The following is an 18942-nucleotide window of genomic DNA, read 5'->3' as shown; positions in this document are numbered from 1 at the left end:
AGAAAAATTATGGAATTTAATAATCTACATGAGCTCCTTCGGGGGCTCTACGATGAGATGCTTCCGATGTCTGCTACAATGGCAACTGTTGCCAAAGGTGTTGCCGGATTGGGTGCATTGTTCTATGTCGCACTAAAAGTGTGGCAGGCATTGAGCAGAGCAGAACCTATCGATGTTTTCCCTTTACTTCGACCATTTGCGATTGGAATGTGCATCATGTTTTTTCCAACCATCGTACTGGGAACCATTAATGCGGTTTTAAGTCCGGTTGTGCAAGGAACACATAGTATGCTGGACAATCAGGTGCTTGACCTAAATAAGCTACAGGAGCAAAAAGACCTATTGGAAAAGGAAGCAACACTCAGAAATCCAGAAACAGCCTATCTGGTCAATAACGAGGAATTCGACAAAAAACTGGAGGAGCTGGGTTGGGCGCCAAATGATCTGGTTACGATGGCAGGAATGTATATGGATCGCACGGCTTATAATATGGAACAGGCAACAAAAAAGTGGCTAAGAGAACTATTGGAAATTCTCTTTCAGGCTGCTGCTTTGGTCGTCGATACAATACGAACATTTTTTCTGATCGTGCTTTCTATATTAGGACCAATTGCATTTGCGATCAGCGTATGGGATGGTTTTCAGAGTACATTAAGCCAATGGCTGACACGGTATATAAGTGTTTACCTATGGCTTCCTGTGGCGGATATGTTCAGTGCAATGCTTGCGAAAATCCAGTCTTTAATATTAGAGCGGGATATTGAAATGCTCAACGATCCAACATTTATTCCCGACACCAGTAACACCGTATATGTGATATTCATGATCATTGGAATTGTTGGTTACTTCACCATACCTACGGTGACGGGATGGATTATTCAGGCTGGTGGCGCTGGGAACTTCACCAGAAATGTTAGTCAGATGGCTATGCGTAGCGGAAATGTCGCAGCTGCTGGTGCTGGAGCTGCCATCGGCGAAGTTGGAGGTCAACTTATGGGTAATAATCAAGGTGGGCAAAAAACGAAATAATTATGGAGTTTAAAACTTTAAGAAATATAGAGAATAGCTTTAGACAGATTAGAATATACGCTATTGTTTTTGCATTGCTTTGCTTGGGAGTGACTGGATTTTCAGTCTGGAAATCCTATTCCTTTGCGAATGTGCAGCGGGAAAAGATTTATGTTTTGGATCAAGGTAAATCGCTAATGCTGGCATTATCACAGGACGCTGCCATTAATAGGCCGGTTATGGCTAGAGAACATGTGCGTAGATTTCACGAGCTGTTTTTTACGCTTGCTCCCGACAAAGCGGCCATTGAAAGTAATATGAAACGCGCATTTGATCTAGCAGATAAAAGTGCCTACGACTACTACCATGATCTTGCAGAGAAGGGATACTATAATCGGATTATCTCTGGTAATGTGCAGCAACGAATTGAGGTTGATAGCGTTGTGTGCAATTTTAATTCTTACCCCTATGCTGTGACTACCTATGCTAAGCAGTTCATTATAAGATCCAGTAATCTGACCAGGCGAAGCTTGGTTACTTCCTGTACACTCTTGAACAGTGTGAAATCAGATAATAACCCACAGGGATTTCAGATTTTGAAATTCGGTGTAACAGCAAATAAGGACGAAGAGGTCATTGAGCGCTAGAAACAAGTAGTAGGCGAATGAGAAATCTGCATAACAAAGGTTCACTACAGCTAAAAAAAAATAACATGAAAAATTTTAGAAATACAATCGAAAGCGAGTTAGAAAAACTCGATAATAGGTGGCAGGCACTACCGCTAAAGACCCAATGCAGGTATGTCATTATTCTTTTTGCTTTTTACCTCACAATGGGCATTGGTGTGCTTGTCAAGGTATGCTATGATCTGGGCAAAGAGGATCGACAAATGGAAATAAGCCATATAGAATCTCCCTCCATTAATGATGGTTCATCTGCTAGGAAGGATTCTATCCTAATTAACTATAAAAAATATAGAAATGGAAGAGAGAGAGAATAAACGCATAAGTATAATCGTCGATGATGAAACTGGCAGTGATAGTTCCAATTTAACCGATAGTAAATCAAAAGTTGACAAGTTCAAAAAACCGTTGATTTTTGGACTCATGGGAATTGTTTTTATTGCGTGCCTGTATTTGATATTTAAGCCAAAAAGTTCTGGTAGCGCGATAGATGAAAAGGGATTAAAAAATGTTGTTCCCGAAGCTACGGACAAAGGTTTGCAGGCGGATAAACAAAAGGCATACGAGAAAGAGATGTTGGATGAAAAGGAAGCTGAAAAAAGAAGTTCATTGCAATCACTGGCTGATTATTGGAATAACAACGGCGATAGCACTACAGCGGGAGAATTTCCTGGGTCTACCGCAAGTGTTGGAAATACATCAGGAAATATTGGAAACCCAGGTTACCAGAATAATTCGTTAACGAGCTACAGAAATGCACAAAGTACGCTGAGTTCCTTTTATCAAGATGATGATAGGGAGAAATTGGAATTGCGCAGGAAAGTTGATCAATTGCAAGAGAAGCTTTCTGCAAAGGATGTTCCGGCTGCTCCTACCTTGAATGACCAGCTAACTTTAATGGAAAAGTCGTATCAAATGGCATCAAAATATCTTCCCAGTGGAACCCAAGGAACGGATATGACAGCAGCAGCATCTTTTAAAGATTCAGCAAATTATAATTATCATAAAAGTCCAAGCAAAACCGAAAAAACGGAAAGTCTAAAGGTACTACGAAAAAGTATAGTCAGCGCTTTGTATCGCGAACAAGATGACAGCACTCTCCTAGCAAGTCTGGAAGGTGAAAGGAATCATTCCTTTTTAACGGTAGGGGCAAGAGAAAAAATGGGGATTGCAAGGAATAGTATACGTGCTATAATTATGGAAACTAAAACTGTTACGGCGGATGGCTCTGTAAAGCTGAGATTACTGGAAGATGCAACGATTGCGGGCTACAGCGTTCCCAAAGGGACAGAAATGGAGGCTGGTACAAAATTTCAGGGGAATAGGTTACAGTTAAAAGTTTCATCAGTTGAGGTCAAGGGGAATATCCTGCCTGTTGAGATACTTGCTTATGATGTGAATGGTCAATTAGGGTTATCCGTTCCAAGGTCTGATGAAATCAATGCCGCTGGTGAGATAGCTGCTAATATGAGCCAAAGTTCCGGTATGAATATTTCCATGTCGCGTTCAGCAGGACAGCAGGTTGTTGGAGACCTGACACGCGGTCTTGTGCAGGGAGTTTCGGGATATTTTTCAAAAAAAATAAGGACTGTCAAGGTGACCCTTAAAGCCGGTCAGCAAGTCTTGCTGGTTACGAAAAAGAATAATTAACAAAAATCAAAAAGATGAATATCATAAGGAATACAGTTTTAATAGTCCTTTTGGTGGGACTATTTATAAAAACTTTTGGACAACAATCCGATCTTGAAAAGGGAAGGGTCGAAGCCTATAGGCTTGAGGTAACATACAACAAGACTACTCATTTAATCTTTCCTGTTGCGATAAGATATGCAGATCTGGGTTCAGAGTTGCTTACTGCTGGAATCGCGGAAGATGCTCAGAACGTGCTGCGTGTTAAAGCTGCGGTAAAGGATTTTAGTGAAGAAACTAATTTTAGTGTAATTACAAAGGATGGGCAATTCTATAATTTTAATGTGACATACAATGGTTATCCGCAAACATTAAATTATGACCTGCATAAAATGCAACAAGAGGGGGAACGTGTCGAGCAAAAAAATGTCCAGTTTGAGGAACTTGGTTTCAACCCACCATCATTAACGGAAACGGTGATGAAAACCATTTATCAGCAAGACAAACGGTACATCAGACACATAGGATCTAAATCTTATGGTGTGCAATTTATCCTGAAGGGCATATTTGTGCACAATGGGAAATTTTACTTTCATACGGAGGTCAAGAATAAATCTAACGTTCCTTACCTAATTGATTATTGCACTTTCAAGATTGTGGATAAACAGGTTGGTAAAAGGACAGTTTCGCAGGAAAAACAGCTTGCACCATTACGTGAATATCCGATGATGGAGATCGTTTCAGATGAATCATCGGCAGCTAATGTCGTACTTCTCGATCAATTTACCATTTCTGATGATCAGGTTCTAAAGATCGCATTGTATGAGAAGAATGGAGGTCGAAATCAGGTGTTAGAAATAGAAAATTCCGATCTGGTGAATGCAAAATCTGTTTCGGATATGAAAATCAAAATTAGTCAGTAAAAAATATCTTATGAAAAAGTATATCATTGTTTTGATACTTATGCTTATAAGTATTCATGGATATTCGCAACGCATGGTCTATAAACAAAAAGCGCTAGAGGTAAGTGTCGGAATGCTGGCAAGTAAAGATGTGAGTTCTAATTACTACGTCAATTTAACCCTAAATAGCTTCGGCAGGCGCGGGAACTACTGGATTTGGAGTGCAGAATTTCAGCGACGTACTACAGATTATAAGCAGTGGACGCTCCCGTTGGAAAATTATTTGGGTGAGATTGGATATAGTGTACAGTTGCTTTCGGATGCAAGAAAGTTTATCACACTTAATGCGGGATTGACCGGTGTTGCCGGATATGAAGTTTTGAATCGTGGCGATAGAATACTTTCAGACGGCGCGCTGTTATTGAATGATGGTGGTTTCATGTTCGGCACGGCAGGTAGATTATCTCTTGAAACTTATTTGTCCGATAATATCGTTTTGCTTTTACAGGGACGCATTAGAGTGCTTTGGGGAACAGATTTGGATCAATTCAGACCCTCTTCAGGGATTGGATTACGCATTAACTTTTGAAAAAATAATGTTATGAAAAATATAATGCATATTAGTCAAATGTCATTTGGTACGCTTGTACTGGGTTTGATGGCGATTGTTGGAATTATCTTCTTGTCAGGCTGTACAAAAGATACTTTGGATATCCAGGAGAATTTTCCTTTTGATGTAAAGGTAATGCCTGTACCAAAAGATATAGCACTGGGTGAAACAGTGGAAATGAGAATATCGATTATCTCCAGTGGTGAGTACGCTGAAAATAAGTATCATATACGTTATTTTCAGAACGACGGACAAGGAACATTGAGGTATTTTGATCATAAACCTTATCTGCCAAATGATCTATACCCGTTAATGCAAAAGGAATTCAGACTTTATTATACCTCTGAGTCATTTGTAGCACAGAATTTTGACGTATGGATCAGTGATAATTTTGGTAATGAAAAGCAGCTATCATTCCAGTTTAACAATAAGAAGCTAGGCCCCATTATTATTGGCCCAGTTAGATAATTTCTAAATCTGGAATTGTTTGTTACTTTTATAAAACGAAAATCCTACACTACCAGAATGAGCCCATGCTCGATTGGACGGCTTTAAAGCCGTCCTTTTTTGTTACAATTAAAGGATCGGTAATGTGTTGTAATGCATTTAATTGGTAGTTTATTGTATGTTATTTCTTTATTAGATTAAAAATATTATATTTAAAAAACTATAGGCCGTAAATTACACTATACGAAAACTTATTACAATGCCAGTTCTGAGATCGGTCTTACTTTGAAAACTAACTATAGGTTACAATGAATTTTTACACCATTTCATTATTGGATGATTTGGCGGGGCGAAATATCTCTAAATTTTGCAATTTAAACTTTGTGAAGCCAGCCGTTTTGTTCTCCGACCAACTGGAATTATCTATGCGTTTGCAAAGTATTGTGGATAGCTTTTATGCAATTTTAAAAAAGCTTGATATTATTCCGAATGAAGCATTCAAGAAGGAACATGTGTGTAGTTTTGATTTTACAGATTTAAATGATTACGACCCCATCGTGCTTAATGTTATTGCTAAGTTGAATTGGAAAGCCCAAGCTTTTAAAGATGTGTTTCCAGTTCATCACCGATATACAGAAGGGGACAGCATGCACCTTGTCGTTGGAATAGCATATTTGGAAGACATAAGGAATGGTTATGTGCATTTTGTTGACCTATCCGTTCCAAAACATGTACTACAAGACGTACCATCCGATGTTTTATATATAAAGGATCTACTAAAGTCATATAACCAAGGATTTAAACAGACTCTTCAAAATTATATTGAATCCAAAGGTTATATTTATGAGCATTTTCAGCGCGATTCCAAGTCCTGTCTTGGTGATTCCTTCTATCGGTTTTGGTTAAAAATTAAGATGTTGGAAGCTATTAGTGATATTGCGTTTACTTCGCTTAGCTTGAAGGAAATAGCATTCAAAAATAATTTCTCTGATTACGAGAACATGCACAAGGTTTTTGTAAGGAATGGAATTCGTCTTGGTGATATTCCGCGATTGGCAAAACTGAAGGTTGGTAAATAAATATTTGGCATGTTTTTCCTTAAAATGGGAATATTATCATCAATATTGTCCGTATTATATTTTCCTGTATTGGCGAAATTTGTAATAATCAATGCCAATGGTTATAAGGGTTATTAATTTTATATGGAAACACTTAGTAAAGATTGTCAGTATTTTACTTGCCTTACTGTTCATTTATGCAGCTGCCAGTAAATTATTTGACTTTGAAGCATTTCAGGTTCAATTAGCCCAATCTCCACTATTGAGTGCCTATGCTGGAGTTATTTCTTACGGAATTTTGGTCATTGAGTTTTTGGTGGCAATCATGTTATTGATTCCAAATAGCAATAAGGTAGGACTATATGCATCAATCGGCCTTATGTCAGCATTCACACTGTATATATATCTTATCTTAAATTATAGCGATTTCGTTCCATGCTCATGTGGAGGTATTCTAGAAAAATTAGGATGGACTGAACATCTGATCTTTAATATTTTCTTTTTAGTGTTATCATTTATTGCGCTAATTGTTTTGGTGAAAAAAATAGGAAGGTCTGGACTTAAAGAACTTGGAGTTGGAGGACTAATTATTGTTATCAGCTGTCTCGTTGTTATTGGACTTTTTCGAAGCTCAGAACATATCATTAAAAGTGAAAATAGTTTCATAAGAAGATTCTTGCAGCACCCTGTACTCATTGAAAAAACAAAAGACTTAAAAGTGAACTCTTTCTATCTGGCAGGAATTGAAGAGGGTATTCTATATCTTGGAAATATCAGTGCACCGTTGATTGTTACGACAATTGACACATCATTAACCGTGTTTTCCCAAATGCATACAATAATTGATAAAAAAGATTATAATTTCCGCAATGTAAAGCTTCAAGTCCGAAAACCATATTTTTATGTGTTTGACGGTACAGTTCCTATAATATATAGAGGACATCTTGGTGATTCTATCGCACGGACATTAAGTTATAAGGATGCATTTTTTAATCAAATGGTCATTCTCGATTCCACGAGGTTTGCCATCAGAACACAGCGAGGATCAGACCGGAGTTATACATTAGCTTTGCTGGATCTAAGTAGGAATTCGAAGGTAAAATTAAAATCAGATATACTTCAAGGACAGATTGATGGTGTATTTTCTGTTGATGGCTCACTAATTTCCAATAGCAATGCGACGAAATTGGTATATACATACGTTTATCGAAATCAGTTTATTGTCATGGATAGTACTTTGAGAATTGATAAACGTTTGCAAACAATAGATACGACCACACATGCCAAAATAACAATAACAAAATTATCGGATGGTAGCAAAAAAATGGGAGCACCCCCATTTACCGTGAATAAAAGATCAGTTATTTATGGTGACTTATTGTTTAACGAATCAAATCTGAAAGGTCAATATGAGCCATCTGAAGCTTGGAGAACCTCGTCCATAATAGACGTATATAATACAGCGAGACAGCAGTACATGGGCAGTTTTTATATTGATCATAAAAAAGGTGAAGCGCTATCTTCCTGGTTAGTAAACGGGAATGATCTGTATGCAATTGTTGGCAATGAGTTGCGCCGTTATAAAATCAGGGGAGAAGCTTTTAAGTAGAATTATTTACGAAATCGGCAGCTCTGGGAGCCGTCGGTGGATAGGGATAAAAAAGGGGATTAGCCGAAAACCCTGTAATAGATTAGGCGATAACCGATTAAATTATGATAGCATGAAAAAATTACTTATTCCTGTTCTTACTGTAGCAGTAGGTATAGGTGCAGCTTTTGCTGGAAATCAGGTAAGCAAATCATCTAAAATTATTCCTACTTTTCGTATTGAAGGAAATCAATGTGTACAAGTGGAACAAGACTGTGATAATGCAGGCTCTTTTCTATGTACTTTAGATGGATCAAGTTCCGTGCAGTTGTACCAATTCAAATTGAACGAAACAACCTGTTCAACTGAAATGCACAGAAGTCAGCCGTAAAGAAAAGAAAGGATGCCTAATCGGCATCCTTTTTCAATTGATTGATCCAGTCTATATTTTTTTCATTTTTCAGATAGTAATCCCACCATTGTATTATCCGTGTACTAAGATCTTGTTCAGCTGATGTACCGTTGATAAAAGCATGGCTTTGGTTTGGATAAAATAAAGCTATAACATTTTTTTTATAGCGTTTTAAGCCAATAAAAAATTCCATTACCTGATCCCATTGAATATTTTCATCTTTTTTGCCCGCCCATAGGAGTATTGGGGCATTCACTTTTTCTACATTTAAAATCGGACTGTTTTTCAGATATAAAGACTTGTCTTCTGCAACGGATTTACCCAGTTCATATTGTTCATTTTCAAACTGCCAATAAAAGGGACTGATAAAGTTGTAATTATAGGAATAGTAGGAGCGAATAATATCACTGTTACCAGCTCCGGAAACGTAAGTGGCAAATCGGTTTGAATGGGTGGCGATAAAATTTGTCTCATATCCACCATGTGAATGGCCCCCGAGCCCAATTTTTGTCGCGTTAATATTGGGGTTCTTCAGCACGCGGTCTAAACCTCGTTCTACACATTCTAGCGCCGATAACCCGGTACCTGAGTCATTGTATAAAATATCTGGTAGGAAGACAAAGTAGCCTCTTTCAATTAAAGTCCTTATCTGGAATCCTACTGGAAACTCATTATTGGGTGAAAGATATTCATTTGACTCCTGTCTTTGTCTTTGGTAGATGTGAACAACCATTGGATATATCCGTTTTGGATCAAAATTAGTAGGATAGTATAAAATACCATTTAGTTTTTTTCCGATGGCATCAAAAGTGATGATTTCCTGTTTGATCCTGTTAGCATTTTTATCGCCTCCATCGCATTCCATGATTATCTTTGCTGTCTTTGCTCCACTATAGTGCCGTAAAAACGGTGGTTTATTGAAATTTTCCTCTACAGTATAGAAGTTCCTAAACTTTTGATCAAATACGATGTGGTTGATCCGATTATCAGTAGACGGAATAACTGTTTTTGATTTTCTATTTTCGATAAGGTAGTAGGAGGTTGTATTGTTCAGCAAACTATAACCTTCAACCAACAGTGGTTCTTGCACAGACAGAGATGGAGCGCGGTTATCATTTTTATAAACGTTGTCTTTAATCCTAGTTATTTGACCATGTGCAATATTCATTGGACTAAGCTGTTCTTTCTTGAGGTTATAAATCCAGAGGTCATCCGAACTTTCAAAAAAGATATTTTCACCGTCTTGCGAAAAGACAGGAAGTTCTAATCCTTCCTTGTCTATTACACGTTTAGTTTTTCCTGAAACATGAAATAAAGTCCATTTAAGTCCATCTGTGCTCGCAATAAATCTGGTGCCATCGGGCGAAGATATAACTTGTTCAAAAATTGTTTTATGTACCTTTCTGCGGTTTAACCTTCTGACCGCCTTAAAATTGCCGATGGGGATGAAGGTATCCGAAAAGCTATCATATATATGCGCATCATTGAGGTCTTCTGGACTGAGATTAGATGTCAGGTAATTGAAGTCTTTACGGGGAATATAGGTTAAGAAAAATCTTTCATTATTTAGCGCTTTAACTTCGAATCCTTTGGTCGATGTTAACTCTTTAATGATGGATTTAGTCGGATTATAAAACCAGAATTTTTGTGATTTGGCTTTAAAATACAGTTTATCCTGTCCCAGATACGTATCATTACCATACCAAATTTCTACATCCTCCTTGTGAATCTCGTCAAATTTAACCTTCGCCTCCAGTAGGAATGCCTTACCTTTCTGGATTTCTGTAAAACTTATTTCTGCCAGTTTGGGTATTGGAATTTTAATGTCAGTTCCAGTTGTTCCAACGATTACAAGCTGGTCATCTGGCTCACCTTTAATCCCTTCGGTAATAAATAGTTTGTCACCAGAAATACTAATATCGGTTTTTCTTATATTATGAGGTGTACTATAAGCGCAACGGATATGTTTAGAGGAGAGATCCCAGATTTCATGGCTGTTTTCAACTTTGCGTACCACATACAATCTATTTTGTTTATTGATACCAAATCCCTCGATATTGTTTAACTGTTCTAATTTACCGCTCTGATCATATATTTCGATTGTCTTTGCCCTTGTTAGCAGAGCATATCGATTTAGAGCAGTTAATGCATAAACATTGCTGATATTTTCGTGCAAAGATTTACTTCCATTTTGAAGATTGATAACTTCAACGTTATCCCTATTTTTTCCTATGACGAGCTGGTCATTTAAAAAGGTGGCACTGCCCACTATTTTGTGGAGGTTTTTTCCAGACAGACTTTCAGCAACGTAGGTAGTGTCTGTGGCGTTCCTGGAAAATTTATTGATAGATATCCATTTACCTGCGGGAGAAAGTTTTGGTGCTCCTCCCAATTTGGCGAACTTCGTTTTCCAGGCTGTTATAGTGTCCGGATAGCTTTGTCCCGAAACGCAAATACAACCTGTAAACAGCAGTAATATTTTTATTATAGTCAACATTAATATCCAGGGTTTTGAGGTTTCAGGTTAGCATTTAAAAGAATTTCTTTTTGAGGTATTGGCCATAATTGATGGAAATCTTTCCAGTTTTGTTTTGTCGCTTGTAGCGTGTTCAATTTTCCTGTTCTTTTTAAATCCAGAAAACGATGTCCCATTTCCACAAAAAATTCTCTCTTATCTTCAAGTAGGATCTCCTGCAGAAGTAGTTCCTTAGAGATTGGCATTGTAAGAGGAGCAAGTTGCGCGCGCAGTTTTATTGCATTGACGTAGGGCAGTGCCTCATCAACCTTATTCTCCTGAGCAAGTGTTTCTGCCAGTAAGAGATAGGCTTCTTCAAGCCTAAACACAATCGAATATTCGTTGGTATTGGTGTTATTACGGTTTTTATATTTCTCCACTCTGTAGTAGGAAACGCCGTTGAAATCTACACGTCCTATCCAGTTCTGTTTACGGAGATCATTATCCTGAAATGTGTTGATCAACGATTCCGAAATTGCGTAAATATTTGGTAATGAATTGGTGAAATAAAATATTGTGGCCTGCTGTAAAGAAGCATTGTTGTTAGGTTTTAGTTGCCATATTACTTCTTTTCCAGATTTTGTAAAAACCTTTGTAATGTCAGATTCGATCTGATACATGGGGCTCTGTATAATTTCTTTCAATAAAATTTCAGCTTTATCCCAGTTCTGCCCCGCCATATATACTTTAGCCAGTAGTAGTTTCGCTACAAATCTGTTCGGGTAAATCCTCTCGGGATCTTTATATTCATTTTGAAGTAGCGAAGAGACTTCCAGAAGATCACTTTCCAAATTTGTCAGTACGGTGATTGATGATGTTTTTTCAATGACATTATTGACTTTGTAATCTGTTGATTCAGGATAGGGAATATCTCCATAAAGTTGGTTTAAATAGAAGAACATAATACTTCTTGTCAGTAGAGCCTGTCCGCGGAACCAGTTTTTGTCACTGGCTGAAATTCCTTGTGAACCTGAAATTCCCTCTATAATAGCATTCGCAGTGTAGATGTGCCTGTAAGCGGTTGCCCACGCGTTCAGCATGATACTGTTTGTATCTGTGTGCAGATTTAAAAACAGATCTCTGCTATCAGATGCGGTTGTCGTATAATTTCGGAGTTCATCTGTATATGAGCTCAAATAAGTCTCAAGATCACCGCCCGCAATTGGGGAACTTTTCATCAGATCGGCATAGTGTGCAGCAAGAGCAGCATTTGCTGTCTGAATATCCTCGAAAACTTTACTTTGGTCGATCTGGTTGTCAGGTGTATTTACATCTAATAATCTATCGCATGATGCGGCTGTTAAAATTAATATCATCAGTATGACAAAATTTATCTTTTTCATTTTCTTTTTTTTAAAGGTTAAATTGAATTCCGAAAGAGTATGTTCGGAGTGGTGGTAAAAAACCAGATGTCAATGCTTCAGGGTCTACGCCAAAAAATTTTGTCCAGGTCAAGAGGTTCTGGCCCTGAAAGTAAATTTTTACATTTTTGAATGTACCCTCAGTTAGTGGTAGCGTGTACGCAAGCTGAATGTTTTTTAAACGTATGAAGGAAGCATCAGAAACTGCGGCAGTACTAGTACGGAATAGGTTATGTATATTCGTGTTTAAGGTACTGTATGGCATGTAGTAACCTGTAGGGTTCTGTGGTGACCAAACGTCAAGTACTTGTGTAGGCTGATTGCTCATTGTTCCCGGAAGTGACATGATGGAGTTGTAATTCCAACCTTTCTTTTTAACAAATTGAAAGAGAATGGATAAATCCCAGTTTTTGTATCGGAAATTGTTGCTCCATCCACCGAAATATTTGATGCCAATATCGGCTACAACCTGTCGGTCCTCCGGGCTAGTAATTTTACCATCACCATTAAAATCCTTGAATCTATATTGACCGGTTGATGAGTCGATTCCCTCGAACTGATATAATTTTACAATATTTGTGGGCTGGCCAATAACATATTGATTTGCATAGGATGAGCCTGCCAGTCCGGGAAATGATAGCAGCTCGTTACTGGGGAAGCTTATGTTAAAACTTGATTCCCATTGCAGGTCTTTCTTTGCGATCGGGCGACCTGTAATTTCTATTTCCAGTCCTTTATTTTCTATAGTCGCGTTCAGATTTGCCATAACACTGGAAAATCCTGTCACTGCGGAAAGCTGATATCCAACCAACTGACTTGAAGAGCGGTTGCGATACATGGCTGTACTGAGGTTTAATCTATTTTTAAAAAAGCCCAGTTCAACTGCGGCTTCTATTTTTTTCGTTATTTCCCAGCTGTAATCCGGATTGTAAAGACGGGAAGGAGATAGGCCAGTAATATTGTTGTAGATCAATGTTGATGAAACAATATAATTGTTAAGAAACTGAAAATCACCGATATTGTCACTTCCAGCAGATCCGTAACTAGCACGTAACTTACCTGTGCTTAACCATTCCAGATTTTTTAAAAGGTTTTCTTTCGAAAAATTCCAGGCTGCCCCTATGGCACCAAAATTTGCAAATCTATTATTGGGGCCAAAACGACTGCTACCGTCGCGTCTGCCTGTTAAATTCAGTATGTATTTATTTTTAAATTGATAGTTAAGCCTACCATAGATTGCGGCGTACTTGTACTCAATGTTGGAGTTTTCCAACATCATTATAGTTTTTGCAGCGGCTATATTACTGATGAACTGATTGCTTTCAAAACCAAAACCCAGCTCTTCTTCGGTATCTCTGACCATACTCTGAAAAGTTCCTCCGAAAAGAATCTGTAGATTATGTTTGCCCCAGCTTTTTGCCCAGTTTACCTGTGGTTCTATAATAAAGGAGAAAATGTTCTGTTTTTTCTGGCGTGCCTGTGAATTTGCACTCGAAAGGCCACTTCCAATGTTAGGATTATAGATGGTATTTGGCTGTAGGGCCAACTCATCGACCATCGTATAATTTAGTCCTGCGTTAACCTTAACTTTAAAGTCTTTAAAAAGCTTGTATTCTGAGTTTAAATTTGTTTGGAACAGCTTTGTGTCATTGTTATAGGATGCATTATAGGCTGCTAGCGGATTTGTAAATGTATTGTTAGCCCAGTTCAGACTACCATCAGGGGTGTAGAGCTGAGGTGATATAGGAGATAGTGTAAACGCTCTTGTTGTCAGATCACTATAAATAACATTATTTTTTTGTTGTGTGAACAAATTTGAAACATTGATCTGAAATCGGTTATCTTCTGAGCGATGTGATAGATTTGAGCTAAAATTATTAGAAGTGTATTTAAAATCCTGTCCATATACCGTTGTCTGTTCGTTATGACCTAAACTCACCAGAAAGCTTGTGGTTTTGCTTCCTCCATTTGCTGATAGCTGGGTATTATTGGTCGTAGCCTTTTTACCTATCAAAATTTTTTGCCAATTAATTCCATTCTGCTGATCCCACACACCATTTACATCATAGGCATTTGATGGGTAGGCAGTAATACCATCATTTTTATAGGCTGTACGGCGCATGTTTAGATATTCATCTTTATTGAGCAGGGTAAGATTGGATATAGCTTCGCTTATTCCATAATTGGTAGAAAAATTCAGGCTTACTTTGCCAGATTTACCTTTTTTTGTAGTGATCAGTATAACACCATTCGCTCCTCTTGAACCATAGATTGCTGTGGCATCGGCGTCCTTTAGTACTTCGATGCTTTCGATATCATTAGGATTGATTGTATTTAATGGGTTGATATTCCCTCCGGGTATGATTGTCGATGAGATCTGAGATTTCTGGGGACTTATTTCACTAAAGGGAACGCCATCCACAACATAGAGAGGGACGTTACCGTTTTGTTCTGTAAAAGTTCCTGTTCTTAAGCTGTTTTGTCCTCTGATCTGAATCTCAAATCCTGCGCCAGGTACACCACTATTCTGAATAATGTTGACCCCTGTCATACGTCCCTGAACAGTTGATAACACATTGGTAACAGGCTGGTTTTCTATTTCTTTTGCTGTTACCTTAGAAATACTACCAGTGCGTTCCTTGTCTCTCACTTTATAGTAACCAGCATTTAGGATAACTTCTTCAATGGTTTGAGTTTTAGATGCTTCGCGTAAGGTATCTGCTTTTGCGATAGAGGGTTCAGACAATTCAATATTATCAGATGTTATCTTGTTCTTTTTTGGTCGAATAATAACACTATTATTATTTATTAAAGCTTCAACCGGTATATCTCTTAGTAGCTTGTTTAAACAATCAATTACAGGTTCGTTCTTACACTTTAGCGGTTGAACCGTATAATTTTTTAGGTCATCATTAGAGTAGTTATACGGTATGTTATTTTTGGTTAGAAATTTTTCAACTGCTTTTGTTGCAGGAGTTTTACCGATTTCAAAACTTACCCTCATTTGGGAGAGATTCTGTTGGGCATGTAGCCCGTGCCAGCCGAATAATAGAAATACAGCGGCACTGCATAAAATTTTCATATTTTTGCATGTATTTAAAAATTAATAATTCCGTTCAGTTTTATTAGTTGGATACAGGACCGACGGTTGCGCCCGTCGGTCTTCTCTATTAAGTCCAACCTAACTTAGGGCAAATGTCTGGGATCATGTCCGCAGTAATCAAAGACCGGAGTTTACTCCTCCAGTTCAAAAGTATTAACATTGGCTTTTTTTATATTTAGGTTTAATTGTATAGAAATATTTTCCATTAGCTGATCTACCGTGGCATCCTTACTCAAAATAGATATTTTTGAAGAGGCCCGGTCTTCGGGAAATATGATTTTAATCCCATAAGTCCTTTCTATGATCTTTAAGGCATCCTGTAAATAGAAGTCGGTAAAAGCTAGCGTAGCGCTTATCTTTTTCTTTTTGAAATCGTCATGGACTGTTGGTGCTACAGTAGCAACTTGATTGGAGCCCATATTTGAAAATGTTTCTTTGGGCCGTATGATATAAGATTCTTTGGATTTTGTAGAGTTGCTCACCTGAACTTTGCCCTCATACAGATCTACTTTAAAAGTAGCCCCTGTTTGCACCACTTTAAATACAGTTCCTAAAACTTTAGCTTCGTAGGAACCAGCATGTACAATAAATGGATGCTCTTTTGATTTGCTGACCTTAAAGACTGCATTACCCTCAAGAAAAACATCCCTTGTATCAGAAGGAAAGGTTTTGTATACTGTTAATTTTGCACCTTTGGAAAGGATGATATGAGAATTATCTTTTAAAGTTATTGTCAGATCATTATCCTTAGCGAAGTAAATGTCAGGTAACACATACATTCTGTAAGTCATAATAGTGCCGATTAGCAGCAGAATTGATGCTGCGATTGCAGATACAAAGCGCGTGATTTTTCTTTTTTTCTTTTTGGCTTCGTGCGCTCTTATCCGAGCGATAATAGCGAGCCAATCCTCTTCTGCCTCCTGTGGGGTGAGTGGTTCTACGTAAGGTTCATTATTGTTCATAGGAAAAGGGTCTTTTATTACATTTAGGAACGAAATGAAAAAAGATCCCCTCTGGGAGTGAAAAATTAACTTTATTTAACCAAGTTTAACTTTTTTTAAGGGTTTTTGTGAAAATCTTTAAGAAAAATCAGTGCTTTAGAAATTTGTTTTTGCACAGTTTTTTTTGGCAAATTAAGCTGAGTGGCAATTTTTTGCTGACTGACACCCTCTAGTTTGTTCATTGTAAACATTTTCTTACTTGAAGCCGGAAGCAATTCAATGCTATCCTGCACCGCTTGCAGTTGTTGTTCTTTTTTGAGTTTGGAATCCAGCTGATCGACAGCATCGTCGGGTGTTTCAGGAATAGCATGATCATTTTCAAATACATGTTTTCGCTGTGTTTTGAAAAATTTTGAAATTTCCTGATTACAGGTCTTAAAAATTATATTTTCAGTATTCGTACCTCCCAGCGACTCCTTATATTCCCATAGGTGGAAAAACACATTTTGTGCGATATCACGAATATCATTTCTGTTCTTAACTTTTCCTTTGATGTAATGAAACACACGTTCCCGATATGTATTATATATGGATTTATACATATCCTCTACAGCAATTATATGGTTAGAGAAGAAAGTCATTACAAAAGGTTTCGGAGGTCTCGCGTTACAAATTTAATTATATTTTATTGAATAAGTTAATTTTTGTGATAGATTTGCATTGAATCTTACAATTATTTGAATAATTTTATGTAAAATTGGAATTGCTCAATAATTGTCTAGATATGTGTAATTACATCCTTTGATGGTGAAATTAAATTTCGTTTAAAAAATATTTATATATTTACATCCTAAAATTTATCGAAAATAAAATAAAGCGTAAGCTGTCAACTGGTTAGAGAAAACTGCGAATCTTCTTTACAACCATTATTTGACAGACTTACGCCCGTGTACCATTATATGGGCATGGGCTAGGTCGTCTATATGGTTGTCGGGTTCTCGCAGTACCTCTCTAACATAGCGTCATAGTTCCATGCCTTTTGTATTTTACCCCTAAAAATACATAAGTGCAAATTCGTAATAACATCGATTATATTACGACAGGTTTTGACGTTATCGCAGTTTAATTTTGTTTTTAAAGAATTAGAAATGAATAACTAAACAAAGTAAATAATTCAATTTTCCGTGAAAATACCTATGTTTTAGTTTTTATAAAATAAATATATTGCGAAGCCAAAATCAACCTATAAGGACACATAAAACCGATGAAACAAATTATTTTACTTTACTACTTTATAGTTGGATGTTATTGTTATGGACAACGATTACCAAAACTTCCTGAGACTCCTCAGCAAGCTAATTTAAATAGTGTTCCGGTGATTCGGAATGAGACATCCAATTTGTCTTCTAGAACGAATAATTACCCAAATTTTGTAAATCCACAGAAGAAAGTTAATTACCAGTCCGATCAAGAGCATCTAAATAAAGAAGTTGAACGTCAGATCGCAGAGATTCGTGCGGAAGCATTTTCAAGAAATTTTAAGTTATCTCCATTGTCAGACAAGAAAGGAACTAGCGCTTATTATAATGCTTTTGAAAATCTTTCAAAACTTGATTCTGAAAGTTATTCAATTGCTGATGCCGTTTTCATAGTCGAAAATGCATACAATAACAATGATAAAAATTTTCAGTCAACTTATCAGGGGCAAATCCAAAAAGCCACAAATATCATTCGTAAAGAAATAAAAAATAGTGAAATTGAAGATTCTGATAATGTTTCTAAAAACTTATCCATTTTCAAATACTTCGCGGAAGACAGTAAACTTAACGGAAAAGTAGTGCACAAAGCAATGAAGTATGATTTTGATGATTATATGGGCGCAAAGGATTACTCCAAAATGTTTGTTTCCAAGTTGATGAAAACCAATACAGGACAGTGTCATTCGATGCCCTTGTTATACCTTATTTTAGCTGAACAAATTGGTGCGGAAGCTTACTTGGTTATGTCACCCAATCACTCTTATATCCGGTTTAAAGATGCTGATGGCGAAATGTTAAGTGTTGAGCTTACCAATGGGATGTTTTCTGCAAATTCATTTGTTCTTAATTCGGGGTATATTAAAGCAGAAGCACTAAAGAACAAACTATATATGCAGAATCTAACTAAGCGTGAGATCTTATCACAGACTTATGTGGATCTTGCCAGCGGATATATCCACAAATATGGTTATGATGAATTTGTCTCCAAAGTTCTCGATAAAGCATTAATACTCAATCCGAATAATATAAATGCAATCTTATGGAAGAGTAACACGGATCAAGTACGCTTTATGCAGGCTTGTAGTAGGTTTGGGATTGATCCTCAAATTAAAGAGCAGCTTCAAAATATCCGTAATTATCCACCACTGGAAAATCAATTTCGCCAAATAAATATAGCCTTTGATTATATTGATCAATCAGGCTTTACCCAGATGCCGCTTGATCAGTACGAAAAATGGCTTGGATCATTAAAGAGTACAGAAAACCAGCAAAAAAGTAATGAAATCGCTGAAAGGATTAAGATCCTAAATGCACAAAAGCAAAAAGAAGCCAATAAAAAGCCAAAACCAATCACACCGAAAAAAGAATCCCCAAAGATCTACAAGATTCCAAAGGAATTTTTATAAAAAAAATCAAAAGACAAATA

The 18942-nt window shown here is 37.1% G+C and carries 16 protein-coding genes; 11 read left to right on the top strand and 5 right to left on the bottom strand.

Translation table 11 applies throughout. The features are described 5' to 3' along the window. Positions 1 to 9: 9 nt before the first annotated feature. From traJ to EG359_RS05930, 10 genes are all read left to right on the top strand, one after another. Entirely contained in the window at positions 10 to 1029 is a 1020-nt protein-coding gene (traJ, locus tag EG359_RS05975; protein WP_076351014.1) for a conjugative transposon protein TraJ, read from the top strand. 2 nt (positions 1030 to 1031) lie between these two features. Continuing rightward, a complete protein-coding gene (gene traK, locus EG359_RS05970; protein ID WP_076351016.1) occupies positions 1032 to 1655 on the top strand; it encodes a conjugative transposon protein TraK in 624 nt (207 codons plus the stop codon). Positions 1656 to 1720: 65 nt separating this feature from the next. Continuing rightward, positions 1721 to 2008 (top strand): TraL conjugative transposon family protein, encoded by a 288-nt coding sequence (locus EG359_RS05965; RefSeq protein WP_076352062.1) that lies wholly within the window; start codon positions 1721 to 1723, stop codon positions 2006 to 2008. After that, positions 1989 to 3341, top strand: a complete 1353-nt coding sequence (gene traM / locus EG359_RS05960) for a conjugative transposon protein TraM (RefSeq protein ID WP_076351018.1) — start codon at positions 1989 to 1991, stop codon at positions 3339 to 3341. Before EG359_RS05965 ends, traM begins: the two co-directional genes overlap by 20 nt. A 14-nt stretch (positions 3342 to 3355) precedes the next feature. Further along, positions 3356 to 4243: a conjugative transposon protein TraN gene (gene traN, locus EG359_RS05955; protein WP_076351020.1), complete on the top strand. Its 888-nt coding sequence runs from the start codon at positions 3356 to 3358 to the stop codon at positions 4241 to 4243. A 10-nt stretch (positions 4244 to 4253) separates the two neighbouring features. Further along, on the top strand, positions 4254 to 4811 hold the full coding sequence (locus EG359_RS05950) for a conjugal transfer protein TraO (RefSeq protein ID WP_076351022.1): 558 nt from the start codon (positions 4254 to 4256) through the stop codon (positions 4809 to 4811). 12 nt (positions 4812 to 4823) lie between these two features. Next, on the top strand, positions 4824 to 5300 hold the full coding sequence (locus EG359_RS05945) for a DUF3872 domain-containing protein (protein WP_076351024.1): 477 nt from the start codon (positions 4824 to 4826) through the stop codon (positions 5298 to 5300). A 287-nt stretch (positions 5301 to 5587) separates the two neighbouring features. Beyond that, positions 5588 to 6358 (top strand): helix-turn-helix domain-containing protein, encoded by a 771-nt coding sequence (locus EG359_RS05940; protein ID WP_076351026.1) that lies wholly within the window; start codon positions 5588 to 5590, stop codon positions 6356 to 6358. Positions 6359 to 6449: 91 nt separating this feature from the next. Then, positions 6450 to 7946, top strand: a complete 1497-nt coding sequence (locus tag EG359_RS05935) for a DoxX family protein (RefSeq protein WP_084180266.1) — start codon at positions 6450 to 6452, stop codon at positions 7944 to 7946. Between the two features lie 112 nt (positions 7947 to 8058). After that, entirely contained in the window at positions 8059 to 8316 is a 258-nt protein-coding gene (locus tag EG359_RS05930; protein WP_076351028.1) for a DUF6520 family protein, read from the top strand. Positions 8317 to 8332: 16 nt separating this feature from the next. Here EG359_RS05930 and EG359_RS05925 read toward each other — a convergent pair whose 3' ends face one another. The 5 genes from EG359_RS05925 to EG359_RS05905 form a co-directional block, all read right to left on the bottom strand. After that, positions 8333 to 10834 (bottom strand): S9 family peptidase, encoded by a 2502-nt coding sequence (locus EG359_RS05925; RefSeq protein ID WP_076351030.1) that lies wholly within the window; start codon positions 10832 to 10834, stop codon positions 8333 to 8335. Further along, positions 10834 to 12195 (bottom strand): RagB/SusD family nutrient uptake outer membrane protein, encoded by a 1362-nt coding sequence (locus EG359_RS05920; RefSeq protein ID WP_076351032.1) that lies wholly within the window; start codon positions 12193 to 12195, stop codon positions 10834 to 10836. Before EG359_RS05920 ends, EG359_RS05925 begins: the two co-directional genes overlap by 1 nt. Before the next feature lie 10 nt (positions 12196 to 12205). Continuing rightward, positions 12206 to 15295 carry a SusC/RagA family TonB-linked outer membrane protein gene (locus EG359_RS05915; protein WP_076351034.1) on the bottom strand — a complete coding sequence of 1030 codons (3090 nt, stop codon included), beginning with the start codon at positions 15293 to 15295 and terminating at the stop codon, positions 12206 to 12208. A gap of 152 nt (positions 15296 to 15447) precedes the next feature. Continuing rightward, complete coding sequence (locus EG359_RS05910; RefSeq protein ID WP_076351036.1) at positions 15448 to 16278, bottom strand: FecR family protein; 831 nt, start codon at positions 16276 to 16278, stop codon at positions 15448 to 15450. Positions 16279 to 16373: 95 nt separating this feature from the next. Then, entirely contained in the window at positions 16374 to 16898 is a 525-nt protein-coding gene (locus EG359_RS05905) for an RNA polymerase sigma factor (protein WP_076351038.1), read from the bottom strand. A 623-nt stretch (positions 16899 to 17521) separates the two neighbouring features. Between EG359_RS05905 and EG359_RS05900 the strand changes: the two genes are divergently transcribed. Beyond that, the gene (locus tag EG359_RS05900) at positions 17522 to 18922 is read left to right on the top strand and encodes a transglutaminase family protein (RefSeq protein ID WP_123867283.1); all 1401 of its coding nucleotides are present in this window, start codon (positions 17522 to 17524) and stop codon (positions 18920 to 18922) included. Positions 18923 to 18942: the final 20 nt, after the last annotated feature.

The sequence above is a fragment of the Chryseobacterium joostei genome, assembly GCF_003815775.1.
GTDB lineage: Bacteria > Bacteroidota > Bacteroidia > Flavobacteriales > Weeksellaceae > Chryseobacterium > Chryseobacterium joostei.
The sequence above is the reverse complement of the archived record's forward strand: the minus strand, read 5'-3'. Positions and strand labels throughout refer to the sequence as shown.

Coding starts and splice junctions, on each gene's coding strand:
- traJ (WP_076351014.1), top strand. CDS start 10: ATGGAATTTAATAATCTACATGAGCTCCTTCGGGGGCTCTACGATGAG.
- traK (WP_076351016.1), top strand. CDS start 1,032: ATGGAGTTTAAAACTTTAAGAAATATAGAGAATAGCTTTAGACAGATT.
- EG359_RS05965 (WP_076352062.1), top strand. CDS start 1,721: ATGAAAAATTTTAGAAATACAATCGAAAGCGAGTTAGAAAAACTCGAT.
- traM (WP_076351018.1), top strand. CDS start 1,989: ATGGAAGAGAGAGAGAATAAACGCATAAGTATAATCGTCGATGATGAA.
- traN (WP_076351020.1), top strand. CDS start 3,356: ATGAATATCATAAGGAATACAGTTTTAATAGTCCTTTTGGTGGGACTA.
- EG359_RS05950 (WP_076351022.1), top strand. CDS start 4,254: ATGAAAAAGTATATCATTGTTTTGATACTTATGCTTATAAGTATTCAT.
- EG359_RS05945 (WP_076351024.1), top strand. CDS start 4,824: ATGAAAAATATAATGCATATTAGTCAAATGTCATTTGGTACGCTTGTA.
- EG359_RS05940 (WP_076351026.1), top strand. CDS start 5,588: ATGAATTTTTACACCATTTCATTATTGGATGATTTGGCGGGGCGAAAT.
- EG359_RS05935 (WP_084180266.1), top strand. CDS start 6,450: ATGCCAATGGTTATAAGGGTTATTAATTTTATATGGAAACACTTAGTA.
- EG359_RS05930 (WP_076351028.1), top strand. CDS start 8,059: ATGAAAAAATTACTTATTCCTGTTCTTACTGTAGCAGTAGGTATAGGT.
- EG359_RS05925 (WP_076351030.1), bottom strand. CDS start 10,834: ATGTTGACTATAATAAAAATATTACTGCTGTTTACAGGTTGTATTTGC.
- EG359_RS05920 (WP_076351032.1), bottom strand. CDS start 12,195: ATGAAAAAGATAAATTTTGTCATACTGATGATATTAATTTTAACAGCC.
- EG359_RS05915 (WP_076351034.1), bottom strand. CDS start 15,295: ATGAAAATTTTATGCAGTGCCGCTGTATTTCTATTATTCGGCTGGCAC.
- EG359_RS05910 (WP_076351036.1), bottom strand. CDS start 16,278: ATGAACAATAATGAACCTTACGTAGAACCACTCACCCCACAGGAGGCA.
- EG359_RS05905 (WP_076351038.1), bottom strand. CDS start 16,898: ATGACTTTCTTCTCTAACCATATAATTGCTGTAGAGGATATGTATAAA.
- EG359_RS05900 (WP_123867283.1), top strand. CDS start 17,522: ATGAAACAAATTATTTTACTTTACTACTTTATAGTTGGATGTTATTGT.